3 protein-coding genes and 1 pseudogene are annotated in these 3,277 nt (G+C 35.6%); all 4 read left to right on the forward strand.

All coding sequences use genetic code 11. From position 1 onward, the window contains the following. Positions 1-1,308: pseudogene (locus ACKI3D_RS01705) on the forward strand (DNA-directed RNA polymerase subunit A'); the annotation flags it as partial. 8 nt (positions 1,309-1,316) lie between these two features. Then, complete coding sequence (gene rpoA2, locus ACKI3D_RS01710) at positions 1,317-2,507, forward strand: DNA-directed RNA polymerase subunit A'' (protein ID WP_407391748.1); 1,191 nt, start codon at positions 1,317-1,319, stop codon at positions 2,505-2,507. A gap of 8 nt (positions 2,508-2,515) precedes the next feature. Then, positions 2,516-2,815 (forward strand): 50S ribosomal protein L30e, encoded by a 300-nt coding sequence (locus tag ACKI3D_RS01715; protein WP_407391750.1) that lies wholly within the window; start codon positions 2,516-2,518, stop codon positions 2,813-2,815. Between the two features lie 6 nt (positions 2,816-2,821). After that, positions 2,822-3,253 (forward strand): NusA-like transcription termination signal-binding factor, encoded by a 432-nt coding sequence (locus tag ACKI3D_RS01720; RefSeq protein ID WP_407391752.1) that lies wholly within the window; start codon positions 2,822-2,824, stop codon positions 3,251-3,253. Positions 3,254-3,277 lie beyond the last annotated feature (24 nt).

Genomic DNA, 3,277 nt, shown 5'->3' on the forward strand with positions numbered 1-3,277 from the left:
CACATTTTATCTCCAAGGTTTGGTGGACCGATTATCGGTGCTATTCACGACCACATTAGTGGAGCATACCTTTTAACTAGAGATGGTGTTGAATTTAGTGAAGAACAAGCTTTACAGATTATCAGAAAATCACATCTTAAATTACCTGAATTCAAATCAGGCAAATGGATTTTGAAAACCAACATCGATTTAAAACCTGATGTTGAAGTTCCAGCCAACATTGAAGAATCATACATCTATAAGGAAAAAGGTGAGATGTGGACTGGTAAAGAATTGTTCTCTTTATTATTACCTAATGACTTAAACTTATCTTACAGTGCCGAAATTTCAAAATGTCCTGTAGTTTACCCTCCTGAAGATGCCAATGTTGTAATCAAAAACGGTATCTTGGTTCAAGGAGTAATAGATGAATCCGCTTACGGATCTTTCTCAGGTAAAATATTGGATAAAATTGTTAAAGAATATGGTCCTGGAAGAGCAAAAGAATTCCTAGACAGATCAACTGACCTTGCAATCTGTGGAATCATGAAAACAGGAATTACCACTTCCTTAAATGATGAAGAAATTCCTGAAGAAGCTCAAGACCGTATTAACGAGCACTTAGATAAGAAAATGGCTGAAGTAGATAAACTTGTTGAATCTTACGAAGAAGGATATCTCCAAGCGTTACCTGGTAGAAGCTTAGAAGAAACTTTAGAGATGAAAATCATGCAAGTTCTCGGGGAAGCTAGGGACATGTCCGGTAGTATTGCAGAAAACTACCTTACCATGGGTAAACAATCATTAGATGATCCTTATGACCATGTAATGGCTGTTGAACACCACTCTGTAGTAATGGCACGTACAGGTGCTAGGGCATCTATGCTGAACCTTACTCAGATTACTGCTTGTGTAGGACAACAGGCAGTTAGGGGTGGACGTATCGAAAGAGGATATCTAAACAGAACCTTGCCTCACTTCAAGAAAGGTGAGTTAGGGGCAAAAGCAAAAGGATTTGTACACTCAAGTTATAAATCCGGTCTTGACCCTATTGAATTCTTCTTCCACGCTATGGGAGGAAGAGAAGGTCTTGTAGATACAGCGATCCGTACCGCACAATCCGGTTACATGCAAAGAAGACTCGTAAACGCTTTACAAGATTTACAAGTTAAACCATCTGGACTTGTTACCGACAACCAAGGTAATGTTATCCAAACCATGTTTGGTGAAGATGGAGTCGACCCTGCAAAATCCGACTTTGGTAAAGCAGCTAACTTAGACAAGCTTATTAGTGAAATAAGAATGGAAAGCGGAATGGAAGGTAAGTAGGTGTAACTATGGATGATATTATAATTAAGGTAAATGAAGTAATTGCACAACTTAACGAAGAAGAGAATCTTGATATAGATTTCCCAGATAGTTATATCGAAGATTTAGCAAAAGCTTATATTAGTAATGATTTGACTGATGATGAGTTAACTGAATTAATCAGAAAACTCAAACAGGCCTATGACCGAGCTCACGTTGAAGCTGGCGAGGCTGTTGGTACAGTAGCTGCACAATCTGTTGGTGAACCTGGTACTCAGATGACTATGCGTACTTTTCACTATGCAGGGGTAACTGAGTTAAACGTAACTTTAGGTCTTCCAAGACTTATAGAAATTGTTGACGCAAGAAAAGACATTGCTACTCCAACTATGGATATTTACTTTGATGAAGAAAGACGTAATGATGAAGAGTTTGTTAGAACTTTAGCTAATCAAATAGGTAAAAGTACAATAAATGATATTCTTTCTGACTTCAATTTAAATTATGGTACTATGGAAGTTGAAGCAGTTTTAGACAGTAAAAAAATTGAAGAGAAAAGGCTTGACAGAGAAGAAATCAATGCAATTATTGAGAAAACTTTCAAAAAAGCTACAATTAATGGTGATGAAATAATTATTCCATCTTCAAAAGACTCTAAAGCTGAATCTAAATTTGTAATTCGTGAACTCCGTCTTTTAGCAGACAAGGTACGTGATTTACAAATCAGTGGTATAAAAGGTATCGGTAAAGTTATTATCCGTAAAGATGATAGGGAATGGATTATCCATACTGAAGGATCAAACCTTAAAGAAATCCTTGATATGGACGGTATCGACCATGTTAGGACTACCACTAACAACATTCATGAAATTGGAGAAGTTTTAGGTATTGAAGCTGCTCGTCAATCTATTATTAACGAAGCTCAGAATACCTTATCAGAACAAGGTCTTAGTGTTGATGTAAGACATATTATGTTAGTTGCAGATATTATGACTTCCGAAGGTGTTGTAAAATCCATTGGAAGACATGGTATTAGTGGTGAAAAATCAAGTGTTTTAGCTCGTGCAGCTTTTGAAGAGACTGGTAAACATTTACTTCGTGCAAGTATTCGCGGTGAAGTAGATGATTTAACAGGAATCATCGAAAATATTATTATTGGACAACCAATACCTCTTGGTACCGGTTCTGTCGGTGTCAAAATGGATTATAAAAATGAATAGGAGGCTAGATGATGGACGTAGATAGAGGAATCAGAGTTGCTGTTGATACTGGTGATGTAATTTTAGGCTCTGAAAAATCAATTCAATCTTTAAAATTAGGAAAAGGTCAACTTGCAGTTGTTGCTGCTAACGCTCCTAAAGACATTCTTGAAGATGTTGAATATTATGCAAATCTCTCAGAAATTCCATTCATAGTATATGATGGAACTAGTGTAGATTTGGGTTCTGTTTGTGGTAAACCTTTTACTGTTGCTACATTAATCGTAAACGATCCAGGAGATTCTACAATATTAGACGATTTGAGGTAGATTTAAGTGTCTATTAAATTTAGTGCAAATGAAATTAGATACATAGCTCTTTTCGAAAATATGACTGGAGCAATGGTTAAAGATTGCATTATCGATGATGAACATGGAAAAGTTACTTTCGTAGTTAAGAATGGTGACATGGGACTTGCTATTGGTAAAGGTGGAAGTTCCGTATCTAAAGTTCAAAGAGCAGTAGATAAAGGTGTTGAAATCATTGAATTAGACGATGATCCAATACAATTTATTAAAAACGTTTTATCCCCTGCAAAATTACAATCTGTTAAAATAAGTCAAAAACAGTCAGGCGAAAAAATAGCTACTGTCACAGCAGACAATACCAATAAACGTATTGCTATCGGTAAAAACGGAATCAATATTGAAAGAGCTAAATTATTAGCAAATAGACAACATAATATTGATAATATTATTTTAAAATAGCTTTTTAAGCTATTTTATTTAATT

It is taken from the genome of Methanobrevibacter sp. (assembly GCF_045586545.1).
GTDB lineage: Archaea > Methanobacteriota > Methanobacteria > Methanobacteriales > Methanobacteriaceae > Methanocatella.

Excerpts from the sequence above, each read along its gene's own strand:
- rpoA2 (WP_407391748.1), top strand. The coding sequence starts at position 1,317 with ATGGATGATATTATAATTAAGGTAAATGAAGTAATTGCACAACTTAAC.
- ACKI3D_RS01715 (WP_407391750.1), top strand. The coding sequence starts at position 2,516 with ATGATGGACGTAGATAGAGGAATCAGAGTTGCTGTTGATACTGGTGAT.